Below are 15367 nucleotides of genomic sequence, written 5' to 3'. Positions count from 1 at the left end.
CCGATGCTCGCGAGCCCCACCTGGGCTCGTGCGGAGTGGCGCCGCCCGATGCGCCTCACCGCCGCAGTCACAGCCTCGGGCGGGTCAGCAGCGCTCGGTGGAACACGCCGTCGTGGGAGTCTTTGGTGATCAGCCGGCGGCCGATCAGGCCCGGCAGGTTCCGGGGTGTGCGCGGGGTGTGCGGGTGCACGTTGAAGCGGTTCTGGAAGAACGGCGACTTCTCGACGACCTCGAAGCCGGCCGAGTACAGCATCTGCGCGTGGCCGGCGCTGTTGTAGATCCACCACTGGCAGGTGCGGCCGGTGCCGCGCAGCTTGAACAGCGGCTTGCCGCGACCCACGACCGTGGTCCAGAACTCGATCTGCTCACACGACATCAGCTCGCCCTTGCAGACCGAACGGACCGCTTCGAGCGCACCCACCGGGTCCCGCAAGTGCAACAGCAGCGTGCCGAGGATGACGACGTCGAACTCGCCGAGCCTCTCGGGGTTGACGTCGTAGATGTTGCAGGCCCGCCAGTCGACCTTCGAGTCGATCATCTCGGCGATCAGGCGGAAGCCGGCACCTTTGGGCGGGCCTGACATGCCCGGGTCGCGGACCGCTTCGGGGCCGCCGGCGCGGGCGTCGGCGGGCCAGTCCCACAGCTCGTGGTCCTCGACGTCGATCGCCACGACCTCGGCTGCGCCACGCCGCTCCATCTCGAACGCGTAGAAGCCGTCGAACGTGCCGATGTCGAGGCAACGCTTGCCCGCGACGTCGGGGAACGGCATCACGTCGAGCGCATGGCGCAAGTCGAACCAGCCCGGCGTGGTCACGCCCGGCGCGAGGTCGATGGTGTGGTACCAGAATCCGTGGTCGTCGAGCCGTTTCTGCGCAGCCGCGCGCGACCCGTCGATGTCTGCTTTCAGTGGCACATGGCCTAGTTGGCCGTCTCGCATGCTGACTCCTGCCCGGGGACGCCTGGCACGGTACGCCGTAACCGCACCTCCACGCCCGGCCACCACCGTTCGCGGCCGAGCAGCCGGGTGATCGCGGTTGCGGTTCGGCCGGTCCTGGTGGGCCCGAACGGCAGGTGCTCGACGTGCTCGCGCACCCAGCCGGGGGGCTCCCACGCACCCAGCTCCTGGGGTGATCGGGTACCGGCGGGCAAGTCGACGGGACGGTGGTCGCCGTGCCACCAGCGCCGCGCCCGGACCCGGTTGGCGCGGATGTTGGTGGCCGACGGGATGCGCACGCGCACGTCGGTTTCGGGGCCGCAGACCGCGGCCAGCCCGGTCAGCAAGGCGTCGAGGGAGGTGGGGTCGAGGTGGCGTGCGTCGACCGCTACGCGGGTGACTGGCCGCAGCCCCGCCAGGCGGAGCGGGAGCCGGGACGGGTCGGCCAGCAGCCGGGTGCTGCTCGAAGGGGGCCGCTGGTCGGTGGCCTGCGCCGGATCGGTCCGGCCGGCCCGCGCGGCGCGTGCGTCGCCCCGGTGGGACCGCTCGACGCCCTCGAGGTGGAGCGTCGATCCGTCGATCGTTGCGGACAGCACGAGCCCGGTAGCTGGCTGCACGACGAGTCGACGGTCGGCGGGTGCCGGCCCGTCGAAGCGGCCGGCGGCCCAGGTGTGCCAAGGCTCCATCGCGTCGGCGAGATGATCCGTGGTGAGGTCGGCGGCGGTCCGCAGGCCCTGCGCGATGAGCCGGGCGCGGAGCGCCTCGTCGCTCGCCAGCCGCTGCACGGCGCGGGCGAGCGCGGCCGGGTCGCCGGGCTCGAACCACAGGCAGTTCTCGCTGTCGACCAGGAACTCGGCCGATCCGCCGACGCCGGTGGCCAGCACCGGGATGCCACACGCCATGGCTTCGAGCGGTGTCAGGCCGAACGGTTCGGGCCACGTGCTCGGGAACACCATCGCGTCGGCCTGGCGGTAGGCCGCGGCCAGCTCCTCGCGGTCGACAGCGCCGAACACCGCGCGGTCGGCCACTCCCAAGTCGGCGGCCAGACGCTCGAGCCGGGCGCGCTCCTCGTCGCCCCCGCGCCCGAGCAGCGTGGCCGTCGTGCCGGGCAGCTGCGGGAGCGCTTCGAGCAGCGTTGCCTGCCCTTTGCGGGGATCGAAGCGCCCCGTGCAGATCAGCCGACCTCGCCATGGACCTGCGAGCCCTGGCGGTGCGTCCGCGATATCGCTGGCAGGAGCGAACTCGCCGGCCTCGATGCCGCTGTACACGATCGTCTGGCGGTCGAAGCGCCACGGCGCGGCGCCGATCGCCCGGGAGCGGACCTGGTCGCTCACGAACAGCGCGACACCGGTCGGACCGAGGTCAGGGACGGCGGTGGGAACGCCGAGCAGCGGTCGCAGAGCCCGGCCCGCGGTACGGCGCCACGGCGAGCCGGTGAAGAGGTCGGCCCACGCGTCGAGCTTCGTGCCGTACACGAGCCAGTCGTCGCACACGCAGTACGTGATGGGGATGGCGCGCTCGGCCAACGTGGTGAGCAGCCCGAGCGACAGCGCGCCGAAGTGCCATGCCGACACCACGTCGGGTTCGAACTCGTCGAGCACGGCACGCAGCGCGGCCTGGTTGTGGCGCTCGATCGCGAGCCGTTCTCGACGGCTCGGCCGGAACAGCTCGCCGTCACGGTGGTACAAGCGCAAGTCACGGTGCACCCGCGCCTCGAACGGGCCGGGAGTCGCGGCGCCGGGCACCCGCTCGTCGCTGCACAGCACCTGTACGTCGTGGCCCCGATCGACGAAGCGCACCATGACGTCGAAGCACGACAGCTCGTAGCCGCCGAAGTGGTGCGGCGGATACCAGTTGGTGATCGCCAGGACGCGCATGGAAGGCCCGTAGGTTACGGCGCTGCCGATACGGCCTCGGGACTCCAGGCCCTGGTGGTGCGTTCTGGCAGTTGGCAGACTCGCCCCGGCGGCCCTCGGCACCGCGGGTGGCGTCCTCCTCCTCACCGCGGCTACGGCTGCGCCTTCGTCGTGCGATCCTTGCCGGCGGCACCGAACGGCTCGCCATGACCACCTCGGCACCTACCAGGCACACCACTAGATTGCCGCCGGTGCGCATCGCCATCACCCACCCGTACTCGTGGCCGGAAGTGCGCAGGGGGGCCGAGCGCATCATCGTCGAGACCTCCCGCGCCCTGGCCGACCGCGGCCACGACGTCACGGTCTTCACGTCGGGCTCGTCGGCCGGGCGGGTCACCGAAGGCGGGGTGCTGACGGTCACGTACCGGCGCCAGTTCGACGACCCGTTCCGCCACGAACGGTGGTTCGGCTGGCGGGTGCTGCCCGACCTGGTGCTGCACCGCTACGACGCCGTCCACTCGATGATGCCGCACGACTGCTGCGCGGCCATGGCGGCCAGCCGGGTCCGCCACCACCGCACGCTGTACGACGAGATGGGCAACCCGTTCGGCGACAAGGTCCGCCAACGCAAGGACGGGCGCGCCCGGCAGCGGGTCATCGCGGGCGTCGACGTCTACGCCTGCATGTCGGAGTTCTCGCGCGGTTTGCTGCGACGGGACTGGCACCGCGAGGGAGCCATCGTCCCCGGTGGGGTTGCGACCGGCGAGTTCCAACCGCTGCCCCGGTCCGACGCGCCGACCATCTTGTTCTCCGGCGCGATCGACCGGCCCGAAAAGCACGTGCCGCTGCTGCTCGACGCGGTGGCGCTCCTCGCCGGTGAGCGACCCGACGTTCGCCTGCAGCTCAGCGGTCCCGGCGATCCGAGCCCGCTGCTGGCGGCGGCGCCGGCAGCGGCCCGCGAGCGGACCGACGTGCTGGGCCTCGGCGACGCGGATGGCCAATCCGCCCGTTACGCCACCGCATGGTCGACGTGCCTGCCCACCACCACCGACTCGTTCGGCCTCGTGCTGCTCGAGTCGCTCGCTGCCGGCACCCCGATCGTCGTCGGGAACGACGGCGCGCCTCCGGCCCTGGTGCAACCCGGCATCGGGGCGGCGTGTCGTGAGATGACCGCCGACGACCTGGCCGCCGCGCTCGCCACCGGGCTCGACTTGGCGGCCGACCCCGAGACCGCGGCGCGTTGCCGTGCGGTGGCGCTCGAGTACGACTGGGACCAGGCGATCGCACCGATCCTCGAAGGCTTGTACGCGGGGACCGAACGCGACCAGCCAGCGGTCGGCGGCGACCACGCTGCGCGGTAGTGCCGTCGCCCGTTCTGGTGGGCCGGCCCGGAGGCGACCCCGACAGAACACGCAACGTGAGTGGTGGCCGGCGCGCGAGGGAACGGCGCCCGTCGCGGCGAACCACTCACGCGATGGCGAGTTGGGAGCGACTTGGGGAACGGGCCCGGCGCATGCGTGGCCCGGCGCGCTCGCTGAGTCGGCGCAGCGCGCAGGCGTGGATCCAGTTCCGCGCCGGCCTCGAAGGGGCCACCGTCGACGTCGACATCCACCCCACCGCCATCTTCGAGGCCCTGCCGAGCGTGGCAGTCGAGCCCGGGACCCACAGCCGGCTCGTGATCGGCCCTTCGACCCGCTTCGAGCGCAACGTCCGGTTGAACTTCCGTGGCGGCAGCTTGCACATCGCCGACTTCACCGACGTCCGCCAGGGCTGCATCTTCACGGTCGGCGGCGCCATCGACATCGGCTCGCGGTGCCTCATCAGCGCCGGGATCTACTTGCACTGCTCGGAGCAGATCACGATCGGTGACGACACGATCATCGGCGAGTACTCGACGTTGGTCGACAGCATGCACCTGCGCACGCCACCCACCGAGGGGGTGCGCCACGCCGTGAAGTCGGCGCCGCTGATCCTGGGTCGCAACATCTGGGTCGGCACCAAGGTCACGCTGACGAGCGGGATCACCGTCGGCGACCAGTCGTTCGTCGCCGGCAACAGTGTCGTGACCCGCGACGTGGCCCCGTGGACGCTCGTCGGTGGAGTGCCGGCGCGGCCGCTCAAGCAGCTCGAAGTGTCCGACGACGAGAACGAAGTCGGGCAGGGCAGCACCGCCCAGGAGCTCATCGAGTCCTGACGCAACCCTCCGGATGTGGCAGCATCGCTGGAAACCGGAGGGGTTCGATGACGATTTGGGAGCGGGCTGGGGCCGCAGCCTCCCGGATCCGCGGACCGGCGCGCGGCTTGTCTCGCCGCGCCGTCGAATCGTGGATCAGATTTCGGGCGGGTGTGGACGATGCAGCAGTGGATCTCGACATCCATCCGTCGGTCGTGTTCGAGGGCTGGCCCAGCATCGGGTTCCGTCCTGGCAGCACCACCGTCGTGTCGATCGGCGAAGGCACCCGCGTGGGGCGACAAGCGCGCCTCAACTTGCGTGGTGGGTCGCTGCACGTCGGGCGGCACGCCGACTTGCGCCAAGGCGTGATCTTGAACCTCGACGGCGACTTGGTGGTGGGCGACCGCGTGGTGCTCAGCGTGGGCCTGTACGTCCACTGCGCGGAGCGGATCACCATCGGCGCCGACACGATCATCGGCGAGTACTCGTCGATCGTCGACAGCATGCACTTGCGCACGCCAGTGGGCGTCCCCGTGCACCACGCAGTGGGCTCGGCGCCGGTCACGATCGGGAGCAACGTCTGGGTCGGCACCAAAGCGGTGATCGCCAGTGGTGTGACCGTCGGCGACCAGTCGTTCGTGGCTGGCAACAGCGTCGTGACGAAGGACGTCGAGCCGTGGAGCCTCGTCGGTGGCATCCCGGCCCGGCAGCTCAAGCAGCTGGGTGTCGACGCGTCGCTCGAGCCGGGTCAGGACCCGCGCTTCGACGACGACATCACGAACCGCTGCTGATCCGGTCGTAGAGCGCGGCCGTCCGGTGGCCGGCGACCTCGACCGTGAAGCCCGTCTCGACGAACCGGCGGCCTGCCGCGCCCATGGCTTCCCACCGCGACGGGTTGGCCGCCACCTCGGCGAGCGCGCGGGCCAGCGCCGCCGTGTCGCCCTCGGGAACCAGCACGGCCGCGGCCGGATCGACCGCCGATGGGATGCCACCGTGGCGGGTGGTCACCACCGGGATGCCGCACGCTTGCGCCTCGAGGTTCACCATCAGCAGCGTGTCGGCGTCGCCGTCGGGGGCCGTGCGGCTCGGGCTGAGCACCACGTGGGCGTGCGTGAGCGCGTCGAGCACGACACCTCGGTCGGTGCCGTCGACCACCTGCGCCCGATCGCCGAGGGGGCCGAGCAGGGTTCGCAGTTCGGGGTCCAACGGCCCGCCGCCGACGAACCTGGCCCGCAGCGGCGACCGTCGGTCTGCGGCCACGACGGCGGCGGCCGCGTCGAGCACCCCCTTCTTGTCGACGAAGCGGCCGATGAACAGCACTTCGGTGGGCTCGTCGGGTCCGCGATGGCGGGCACGGAACGGCAGCGCGGCCACGTCGACGCCCGACGGCGCCACCACGACGCGGTCTGGCGCAACGCCCAGCGCCAGCACGTGCTCCGCGAGGAATTCCGAGGGCACGGTGATGGCATCGGCCCGCCGCAGCGCCTCACGCCCGGGGGCGCCGCTGGGCGCGGGCAGCTCGACCAGGGCGTCGTGGCCGTGCAGCGACGCGATCCACGGGCGGCGCGTCAGCCGGGCGACCCGGTCGGCCAGCACCAGCTCGTGACCGAAGTGGGCGTGGACCAGCGCGCTGCGCCGGGCCGCGATGGCCGTGGCGGCGATGCGCGCCTTGCCGGCGATCCCCGAGGGGAGCCGCTGCGCCCACCCGATCGAGCGCACCGGCAAGGCCAGCGTGCTGCGTCGCGACGGGCCGCCCGTCGGCGGGGCCGCCTCGACCTCCTCGCAGACCACGACCGGCCGGTAGCCGGGCACCGCGGCGATGCCCTCGCGGATGAACGTGTGCGACGGCACCCCCCACGTGTGCAAGAGGTGGAGCACCTGGCGGCCCGACCGGCGTGCCCTGCTCACGGCGCGGTGATCCCCTCGACGAAGCGCCGGCCGACGTGGTCCCAGGTGAAGCGTTCGTGCAGCAGCGCGGCGGCCGCTCGGACCATCGCCCCCATGTCCTCGACAAGGGTGCGTGCCAAGGCAGCGGCGAACGCGGCCGGCTCGTCGGCGACGAGCGCCTGCACGCCGTCGGTGAGGTCGAGGCCGGCCAGGCCGATCGGTGTGCCCACCAACGGCCGGCGCAGCGCCATCGCTTCGAGCGCCTTGAGCCGCGTACCGGTACCGAACCGCAGCGGCACCGCGATCACGCGCGCCTGGCCGAACCAGACGCCCATGTCGGGCACGTCGGCGTGCACCGCGACGCCGTCGGAGCCGTCGAGCGCCCGGATGGCCGCGGTGGGCGACCGTCCCACGAGCGCGAGCTCGGCGCCGGGCACCGCTTGGCGGACGAGCGGCCACACGTCGGTCACGAGCCATTGCGCGCCGTCGACGTTGGGCGGGAAGTCGAGCGTTCCGGGGAGCACGACCAGCGGCCGGGCGGGGATCGGTGTGGGGGTGTAGCGGGCCGGGTCCAGCGCGTTCGGCACGATCAGCACACGGGCGTCGGGCACCACCGCGCGTACCGGCGCGGCGTCCTCGTCGCTCGGCAGCACCACCCGGTGGGCCCGCGGGAACAGCCGCACTTCGGCCCGTCGCGTGGCGGCCGCGTAGCGCTGGAGGCGCAGCCGGCGTGCACCGTTCGACCACGGCGCTTCTTGGATGAGCTGGGTGGCGGGCTCGTACTGGAGCTCGAGCACCCAGCGCACGTCGGCGCGGAGCTCGACGAGCGGTGCGAGGGCGGGGTGGTTCAGCACCACGATCGAACCGGCCGGCACTTCTCGCAAGTGGGCGGCCAACCGGTCGCGCACCTCGGCGGCGGCGGCGAGCTCGGGGGTACCGCGCCCGGCGAGCCCGAGGGCCACCCACCGGGCCTTGTCGAGTGCTGAAGGTGTCGTTCGGCCGGGCACTTCGGTGATGCTCGCGAGCGCGCCGGCCAAGTCGGCGTCCGGTGGGCCGGCCGTGGTCAGCAAGTGGACTTCGTGGTCGGCGAGCAGCGCCCGCAACAAACCCGCCTGGCGGATCGCGCCACCGCCGCCCGCGGCCGCGGGTCGTTCCTCGGTGACCCAGTGGACAGCGGCGGGTTGCTGGTCGGGCAAAGGTCCTCCGGACATCGCCGGTGGGTGTTCGGGGCTGGTCCGTCGAGCCCCTGTGCGGGTGACGTGCGTCGTGGGTTCGTTGGTAGCCTCGGCGAGGGCTCGGCGCCGCCCGCACGACGGGTGACGCAGGCAGGGTAGGCCCCCTGGCGAGGAGACCAACGCAGCGAGCGGCGCGCCGACCCGCCGAGGTGCCAGCAGACTTGCGACTCACGTGACTACCAAGCGCCCTGCGAGCCGGGAAGAGGATGGCGACGTGACGCGATCCCGTGCCCGGGTGTTGATCTGGGTCCATCGCCTCGGCGGGGTCGCGGGGCAGACCGGCGTCGGGCGGTACGCGCGCGAGCTGATCGCGGGTCTCGCGTCGGCGCACCGCGGCGAGCTCGACGTGCGCGTCGGGTCGTGCCGCGGTGACGAGGTGGACCGGCCGTCGTGGCTCCCCGCCGATGTGCCGTTGCACCGCCTGGCCGTTCCCCGCGCGGCGGTGCACGCCGGCTGGCTGCTGTCGCCGTGGCCGCGGGTCGAGTGGGGGTCGGGGCCTGCCGATCTCGTGCATGCCACGTACCCGTCGTTTCCGGTCCGGTCCGCCGCGCCGGTCGTGTACACGTTCCACGACCTGCTGCCGATCACCAACCCCGAGTGGTACGGCTCGCTGGAGCGCCGAGGCTTCGCGGCCTGCTTGGCCGCGGCGAAGGCGCGTTCGCCGCTCACCCTGACGAACTCCGAGCACACCCGCGGCCAGCTCTGCGAACGGGCTGGCTTCGATCCCGCCCGGGTGCGCGCCGTGCCCATGGGGATCGCCGGACGGTTCGTCGAGCCAGCCGACGCCTCGGCTGTCGCGGCGGCCCGCGAAGGGGTCGGCGTTCGCGGTCGGTACGTGGTGCAGCTCGGAGCGGTCGCGGCGCGCAAGAACCCCGTCCTTTCGGTCGAGGCGCTCGCCCAGCCTGGCTGCCCGGAGGACCTCGAGCTGGTCTTCGCCGGCCCCGACGGCGGCGCGTGTGAGCAGGTCCGAGGCGCCGCCGAGCGCCTCGGTGTCGCCGGCCGCGTGCACCTCGCCGGGTATGTCGACGACCGACCGCTCGTGGCGTTGCTGCAGGGCGCACAAGCCCTGGTCCACCCCTCGTCTGACGAGGGCTTCGGTTTCACACCGTTGGAAGCCATGGCCGCCGGAGTCCCCGCGATGGTCGCGGGGACCGGGGCGCTTCCGGAGACCGTGGGCGACGCGGCACTGGTCATCGACAGCGCCACCCCCGACGCGTGGGCCGCCGCGCTCGCCCGAATCGACGACGTGCCGACCATGACGAAGTTGCGGGAGGCAGGTCGGGAGCGGGCGGCGACGTTCACGTGGGACCGCCACGTCGACCAGGTCGTCGACGCGTACCGGACCGTGGTCGGCCGTGTCTGATCCGACCGCGTCCGACCTGACGTCGTCTGACCCGACGGCGGTTCCTGCCTCGCCGATCGACGATGCCGGCGACCCGGCGCGGGTCGTGTTCTTCGAGGCGTATCCGCATCTGTATGCCGGCAGCCACCGTGCCATGCAGCTGCAGGCCGGCGTGTTGGAGCGCACGGGTCACGACGTGCGGGTGGTGACCACGGCTGAAGGTCCACTGGTCGACAAGCTCACCGCGTCGGGGGTGGCCACCGAGGTGGTGACACCGCCTGGCTCGCTGGGCCGCTACGGAAAGGTGTCGGCGTCGGGACTCGGCGCCCTGTTCGGCGCCCTCGCCATGCCCTGGTACTGGCTGCGCCTCGCCCGGGCGCTCCGGAAGCTGCGGCCCGCCGTGGTGCACGTCAACGAGCACCGTGGGCTGCTGCTCGCGCTGGTGCCGGCCAAGCTCGCCCGAGCGAAGGTGGTCTGGCAGCTCCACTCGCTCCAGCCCTATCCACGGCTCACGACCATCGGCGAGTGGGCCGCCGACCTGGTGATGGCACCGAGCGCGGCGCTCGTCGGCGAGTACGCGGGCCTGCGGCACCCCGAACGGGTGGTGGTCGTGGCCGGCCCGCCACCCGAGCCCGACGATCCGCCCGTGCCCGTTCCCTCCGACCACCGCGTGGTGTCGGTGGCGCGTCTGCACCCGGACAAGGGGGTCGACGTGCTGTTGCGCGCCATGCCCGCCGTCCGGGAAGCGGTTGCTGACGCGCACCTCGTCTTGGTGGGCGGGGAGCAGGCTGGCTGGTCGGAGTACGCCGACGAGATGCGAGCCCTGATCGGCGACCTCGGCCTGGTCGATGCGGTCGAGCTGGTCGACCACGTCGACGACGTGTTGCCGTACGTGCGGTCGGCGCGGGTCTACGTCCAGCCGTCGCGGCTCGAATCGCAAGGCCTGTCGGTGCTCGAAGCCATGGCCATGGGCCGCGCGGTCGTGGCTTCGCGCACCGGGGGGCTGGTGGCGGCGATCGAGCCGGGGGTCACCGGCGAGCTCGTCCCCGTCGACGATGCCGCTGCGCTGGCCGGCGCGCTCATACGGGTGTTGTCGGAGCCGGGGCTCGCGGAACGTCTGGGGGAGGCGGCCACGGCCCGGCTCCGCGCCACCGACCCGTGGTCTGCGTTCGCGTCGGGCCTGCTGGCGGCTTACGGGCGGGTGCTCACCGACCGATAGAGGTCGAGCGTCTGGCGGTTCATCCGCTCGGCGGTGAACTCGTCCTCGTAGCGCCGCCGGCCGGCTGCGCCCATGGACTCCAGCTGGGGTCGCGTCAACGCGCCGAGCGTGGCCGCGAGGCGCTCGGGTGAGAGCGGCCTGACCAGGACGCCCGTTCGTCCGTCATCGACGATCTCGGGCAAGCTCCCCCGGTCACTGGCGACCACGGCCCGACCGGCGCGCATCGCCTCCAGGGCCACCAATCCGAAGCCCTCCCAACGTGACGGCACCACGAGCGCGTCGTGTGCGCGCACCAGGACGTGGAGCTCGTGGTGCGGCACCCAGCCCAACCACGTCACGCCCTGCGCGGCCACCTCGCTCGACCGGCCGGGCCGCAGTGCGGCTTCGCCGGCCACCGTCAGCTCGGCGATCCCGGGTTCGAGCAGCGCCATCGCCTCCAGGAGCAGATCGAGACCCTTTTGGGGGTCATGGCGACCGACGAACAGCAACCGGATGGGCGCGCCTGCGTCCACGTGCGCAGCGGTCGGCGCCGCTCCGGGGACGGTCGGGTCGCTGATGCCGTGGCGGATCGCCAGACAGCGGGTCGCAGGGAGATGGTGGGCCAGCGCGGCCCGATGCTCGGTCTCGCTGATCGACACGATCGCGTCGGTCGGGCGGGCGAGGGCGCGTTCGACCCACTCGTTGGCCCGCAGCGCGGCCGGGCTCACTTCCCGGAGGAAGCCCCACCCGTGGGCGCAATAGACGACGGCGGGCCGCCGCCGGCGAGCGATGGCGGCGAGGATCGGGCGGCAGATCGCGCCGGCGAACGTGCTGTGCAGGTGCACCACGGTTGGGCGGAACTCGCGTAGCGCACGTCGGAACTCAACGGTGAGCCGCGCCAGCGACCTCGGGTCGCGACCGTCGCGTCGGTAGGGCCGGATCTGATAGCCAGTCTGACGTTCCAAGTAGGCGACGTGGTCCCCGGGGCACACGAGCGCCACCTGTTCGGCCCCCAACTCGCAGACCTGTGCGGGCAACAGCTCGTCCAGGTAGCTCGCGATGCCGCCCTGCAAGAACTCGCCGACGTGCAGGACGCGCAAGTTGGGCTGGGTCATGGCGGCGTCGGTCCAGCGGTCTCGGTGGCGCCGCGATGGGTGCCCGCTGCCATGGCCACCCGCGCGGCGCCGGCCACCGCTCGCTCGGCCCAGCCGGGGCGGGCGGCGTCATCGTGGGACACGGGGTCGACCTGGGGCGGCCGGGTCCGGCCGAGCATGCGCAGCTCGTGGATGGCGACGCGCGCCGGGTGCGGCGCCGCCGGCGCGTCGCGCCCGAACGGCGCGAACTCGCGGTCGAGGCGGGCCTGGTTGGCGCCATAGCGGCGGAACTGGCTCAACAAGTCGCGCAAACGCTCGCGAGGTACCCACTCCAACACGGCGTCGTCGACGAACTCGAGGCGGCCGCAGCCTTCGAGCTGCGCCCGCCAGCAGAGGTCGACGTCGCCCCCGCCCCGAACCGGCCGGAAGCCGTCGAGGTGCTCGAGCACGGAGCGCCGGGCGGCCAGGTGGCAGGTGGGCGCGTACGGCAGGAACGCGTGCTGCTTGCCGTGTGACGACGACAAGGGCTGGAGCTCGGCGGCGGCGCGGGCGGCGACCGTGGGGCCCGTGCGGACCCGCACGTCGCCGGCTGCGAGCGCCACGTCGGGGTCGTCGAAAGCGGCGAAGAGCGAGCCGGGCCAGGTGGGCGTGGGGCGGCAGCGGACGTCGACGAACACCAGCAAGTCCGCCGCCGCGTGGCGCCAGCCGGCGTTGCGGGCGACGTACGGGCCGCTGGCGGTGTCGAGCCGGAGGACCTCGGCGCCGGCGGCTGCCGCGAGGTCGCCGGTTCCGTCGCTGCTGGCATCGTCGACCACGAGCAGCCGGCCTCCCGTAGACTCCAGCGCCGGCAGGAACGCGGCAACCGCGTCGCCAACCAGGGAGGCAGCGTCGTGGACCGGCATCACCGCGGTGATCGTCTCCCCACGGTCGGACACGGCGGCAGGCTACCAACCGCGCTCCACGTCACTCTCCACGCCGATTCCGCCACATGAGGACCGCCACACGATGAGCGCCGACCTGCAGACGACCCGGGGCACCGCGCCCGACGTCTTGGTGGTCGCGGCCACTCACAACCGGGCCGAGCTGCTCCCGCGCTTGGTCCGCGGCCTCGAGGCGCAGGTGGGCGCGCCGGCGTTCGAGGTGGTGATCGTCGACGACTGCTCGTCCGACGACACCCCGTCGGTGCTGGCCGAGCTGGCCCGCGCGTCGTCGCTGCCGTTGCAGTGGTTCCGCCAGGAACGCCGCGCGGGACCGGCCCCGGCCCGCAACCGCGGCTGGCGCGCGAGCCCGGCCAGCCGGGTGTTGTTCACCGACGACGACTGCGTGCCGCACACCGACTGGGTGGCCACGCTGCTCGCCGCGCTCGACGACCACGATTTCGTGCAGGGCACCACGATCCCGGCCCCGGACCAGCTCCAGAACTCGGGTGTCTTCAGTCGCACGTTGGAGGTCCGGGAGCCGTCGGGGACCTTCCAGACCTGCAACATGGGCTACCGGCGCACCTGGCTCGAGAAAGTCGACGGCTTCGACGAGGCGTTCGACCAGCCCGCCGGTGAGGACACCGACTTGGCACTGCGCTGTCTTGACCAGGGGGCATCGTTCGCGTTCTGCGCCGAGGCCGTCGTCGAGCACGACGTGCGCCCGTCGAGCTTCCGCGCCGCGCTCAAGGACACCTGGCGCTGGCGCGGCGTGGTCGGGGCACTCGCCCGCCACCCCGAGCTGCACGAGTTGATCGGTAGCCGGTGGTTCTGGAAGCCGTCGCACCCACGCGCCATCGCGGCCACGGTTGGTCTCGCAACCGGCGCCGGCCTGGCGTTGCGAGGTCGACCGATCGTGGGCCTCGCCGTCGCAGCCGCCGCGAACGCGCCGTACGCGCAGTACCGCGTCCGGCGTGACCCGATCGTCGCGGACAAGGCCGGGCGGGTGCGGTACCTGCCCCACGCGCTCGCCATCGACATGGGCGAGGTCGTGGCGCTCGCCGAAGGGTCGCGCCGCTACCGCAAGCTGGTCCTGTGACGCTCGCGATGCGGCGACGTCGCCGACCCATCGGGCGTCGGGCCCGGTTCACCATCCCGAGGCCGCGACGGCCCCGCTGGTACGAGATCGTCGTTCCGCTCGTGCTGATCGTCGTCGAGGTGTTCGGTGCCTTCGCGGGCTTCGGGCCCGACTTGGTGCTCGGCCTGCTGATCGGGCTGCTGGTCGGTTACCTCGCGTACCGGCGACCGGTCGGCGCCATCATGTTCATGCTGTTCTGGATCCCGTTCGGCGTGCTGTGCCTGTCGTTCCTGTACAAGTTCGGGCTGCCCCACGGCGTGGTCCGCGGCGGCGCGCTGGTGAAGGACCTGATCGCCATCGCGATCTTCCTGGCCGGCTGGAAGGCACGCCGGGACCGTGCAGCGCGCACTCTCCCCACCATCGAACGGATCGCTCTCGCCTATCTCTGGGCCCTGCTCTTCTGGTTCGCCATCACCCCGCTGTTGGCGCCTGGCCTGCACCTCAACGCCCGCGTGATCGGCCTGCGCAGCCTCGGCCTGATCGTGTTGCTGTTCGTGGGGGTGCGTTGGCTGAAGCCGGACGCCGAGCAACGATCCGCGATCTGGCGCTTCGCCACCGGGGTTGCCGTCGCATTGGCGTTGGGCGGCATCTGGCAGCGGCTCGATCGCGGCGGTTTCACCCGGTTCCTCACCCAGACCGCCGGCCTTCCCACCTACTACACGCAAGTCGCCGGTCTCACGGGTACCGCCTTGAGTGACGCGCTGGCCTGGTTCCGCGTCGGCAACTTCCGTGGAACGTCTTTCGTGCTGGCACCGTTCTCGTTTGCCGACCTGATGCTCGCGGGCGCCTGCATCGGCATCGCGGGCATGACCCGCAAGCTCACCTGGCGCGACGGTGCGGTGCTCGGGCTGTGCGGCGCCGGGGTCGTGCTGTCCGGCACGCGCATCGACATCATCGCCCTCGGCATCGTCGGCGCATGGGCCGTGCTCGCCGTGCGGGGCTTTTCGGAGGCGGCGCGGGTGCGGTTCGTGGCGATCGCGCTCGTCGCGCTGCTCGCGTTCGTGCCGGGCGCGCTCACCAGCCGGTTGACCGGCAGCCAGAACAGCATCTCGAACAAGGGCCACACCAACGAGCTCACGACGAGCTTGGGTGAAGTGGGCGGCCACCCGATCGGACAGGGGATCGGGTCCGACGGGGCCATCTTGCGGCGCAGCTCGACCGTCCGCCTGCTGGTCTCCGGCAACGCCGTGCTCGGCATCGGCATGCAGGGCGGATGGCTCGTGATGGGCCTGTTCATCGCCCTGGTCGTCAGCGCCCTCGTCGAGGCCCGCCGCCACAACCGCAGCGGGAACGATGGGCCCGAGCCCGGCGGGGCGATGTTGATGTTGATCGGGGGCTTGGTGGTAGGGCTGACCCACAACGCCTGGACCGACATCAACTCCGGGTCCTTCGCGTGGATCCTGATCGCGCTCGGCACGGTGGCCGTCGGGACGCGGGCCTATGCTCCTGACTCGACCAATCGATCTGACGGGTCGACAGATCTCGTCGCCCTGGCGGGAGGAAACCCGGGCGATGGCGTCGAATTTCTCCGCAGGGCAAGCAGGGTGCCGTGAACGGCCGCAGTTCCCTGACGACGCTGGGATGTGAGGGGCG

At 72.3% G+C, this 15367-nt stretch carries 13 protein-coding genes; 7 read left to right on the top strand and 6 right to left on the bottom strand.

Translation table 11 applies throughout. The features are described 5' to 3' along the window. Positions 1 to 67 precede the first annotated feature (67 nt). Positions 68 to 913, bottom strand: coding sequence for a hypothetical protein (locus VHA73_13285; protein ID HVX18998.1), 846 nt, complete (start codon positions 911 to 913; stop codon positions 68 to 70). 5 nt (positions 914 to 918) lie between these two features. Further along, a complete protein-coding gene (locus tag VHA73_13280; protein ID HVX18997.1) occupies positions 919 to 2811 on the bottom strand; it encodes a glycosyltransferase family 4 protein in 1893 nt (630 codons plus the stop codon). Positions 2812 to 3041: 230 nt separating this feature from the next. On the opposite strand from VHA73_13280, the gene VHA73_13275 reads away from it, so the two are divergent. From VHA73_13275 to VHA73_13265, 3 genes are all read left to right on the top strand, one after another. Beyond that, positions 3042 to 4151, top strand: a complete 1110-nt coding sequence (locus VHA73_13275; GenBank protein ID HVX18996.1) for a glycosyltransferase family 4 protein — start codon at positions 3042 to 3044, stop codon at positions 4149 to 4151. Positions 4152 to 4303: 152 nt separating this feature from the next. Next, positions 4304 to 4984, top strand: coding sequence for an acyltransferase (locus tag VHA73_13270; protein ID HVX18995.1), 681 nt, complete (start codon positions 4304 to 4306; stop codon positions 4982 to 4984). Between the two features lie 167 nt (positions 4985 to 5151). Continuing rightward, a complete protein-coding gene (locus tag VHA73_13265) occupies positions 5152 to 5754 on the top strand; it encodes an acyltransferase (GenBank protein HVX18994.1) in 603 nt (200 codons plus the stop codon). Here VHA73_13265 and VHA73_13260 read toward each other — a convergent pair. Next, a complete protein-coding gene (locus VHA73_13260) occupies positions 5738 to 6871 on the bottom strand; it encodes a glycosyltransferase (GenBank protein ID HVX18993.1) in 1134 nt (377 codons plus the stop codon). The two genes, VHA73_13265 and VHA73_13260, sit on opposite strands and share 17 nt — an antisense overlap. Further along, entirely contained in the window at positions 6868 to 8061 is a 1194-nt protein-coding gene (locus tag VHA73_13255) for a glycosyltransferase family 4 protein (GenBank protein HVX18992.1), read from the bottom strand. Before VHA73_13255 ends, VHA73_13260 begins: the two co-directional genes overlap by 4 nt. Positions 8062 to 8299: 238 nt before the next feature. Here VHA73_13255 and VHA73_13250 point away from each other — a divergent pair, with 238 nt between their 5' ends. Both VHA73_13250 and VHA73_13245 read left to right on the top strand, forming a co-directional pair. Further along, positions 8300 to 9448 (top strand): glycosyltransferase family 1 protein, encoded by a 1149-nt coding sequence (locus tag VHA73_13250; GenBank protein HVX18991.1) that lies wholly within the window; start codon positions 8300 to 8302, stop codon positions 9446 to 9448. Next, a complete protein-coding gene (locus tag VHA73_13245) occupies positions 9441 to 10646 on the top strand; it encodes a glycosyltransferase family 4 protein (protein ID HVX18990.1) in 1206 nt (401 codons plus the stop codon). The genes VHA73_13250 and VHA73_13245 overlap by 8 nt, the downstream gene beginning before the upstream one ends. Here the strand turns inward: VHA73_13245 and VHA73_13240 are convergent. Together VHA73_13240 and VHA73_13235 are read right to left on the bottom strand one after the other, a co-directional pair. Continuing rightward, the gene (locus VHA73_13240; protein ID HVX18989.1) at positions 10619 to 11740 is read right to left on the bottom strand and encodes a glycosyltransferase family 4 protein; all 1122 of its coding nucleotides are present in this window, start codon (positions 11738 to 11740) and stop codon (positions 10619 to 10621) included. The two genes, VHA73_13245 and VHA73_13240, sit on opposite strands and share 28 nt — an antisense overlap. Beyond that, positions 11737 to 12654 carry a glycosyltransferase gene (locus VHA73_13235; protein ID HVX18988.1) on the bottom strand — a complete coding sequence of 306 codons (918 nt, stop codon included), beginning with the start codon at positions 12652 to 12654 and terminating at the stop codon, positions 11737 to 11739. Before VHA73_13235 ends, VHA73_13240 begins: the two co-directional genes overlap by 4 nt. 70 nt (positions 12655 to 12724) lie before the next feature. On the opposite strand from VHA73_13235, the gene VHA73_13230 reads away from it, so the two are divergent. Together VHA73_13230 and VHA73_13225 are read left to right on the top strand one after the other, a co-directional pair. Then, complete coding sequence (locus VHA73_13230; GenBank protein HVX18987.1) at positions 12725 to 13735, top strand: glycosyltransferase; 1011 nt, start codon at positions 12725 to 12727, stop codon at positions 13733 to 13735. Continuing rightward, the gene (locus VHA73_13225; protein ID HVX18986.1) at positions 13732 to 15327 is read left to right on the top strand and encodes a hypothetical protein; all 1596 of its coding nucleotides are present in this window, start codon (positions 13732 to 13734) and stop codon (positions 15325 to 15327) included. Before VHA73_13230 ends, VHA73_13225 begins: the two co-directional genes overlap by 4 nt. Positions 15328 to 15367: the final 40 nt, after the last annotated feature.

Source organism: Acidimicrobiales bacterium, from assembly GCA_035547835.1.
GTDB lineage: Bacteria > Actinomycetota > Acidimicrobiia > Acidimicrobiales > Iamiaceae > DASZTW01.
Note: the sequence above shows the minus strand (reverse complement) of the source record. Positions and strands in the feature narration are given on the sequence as shown.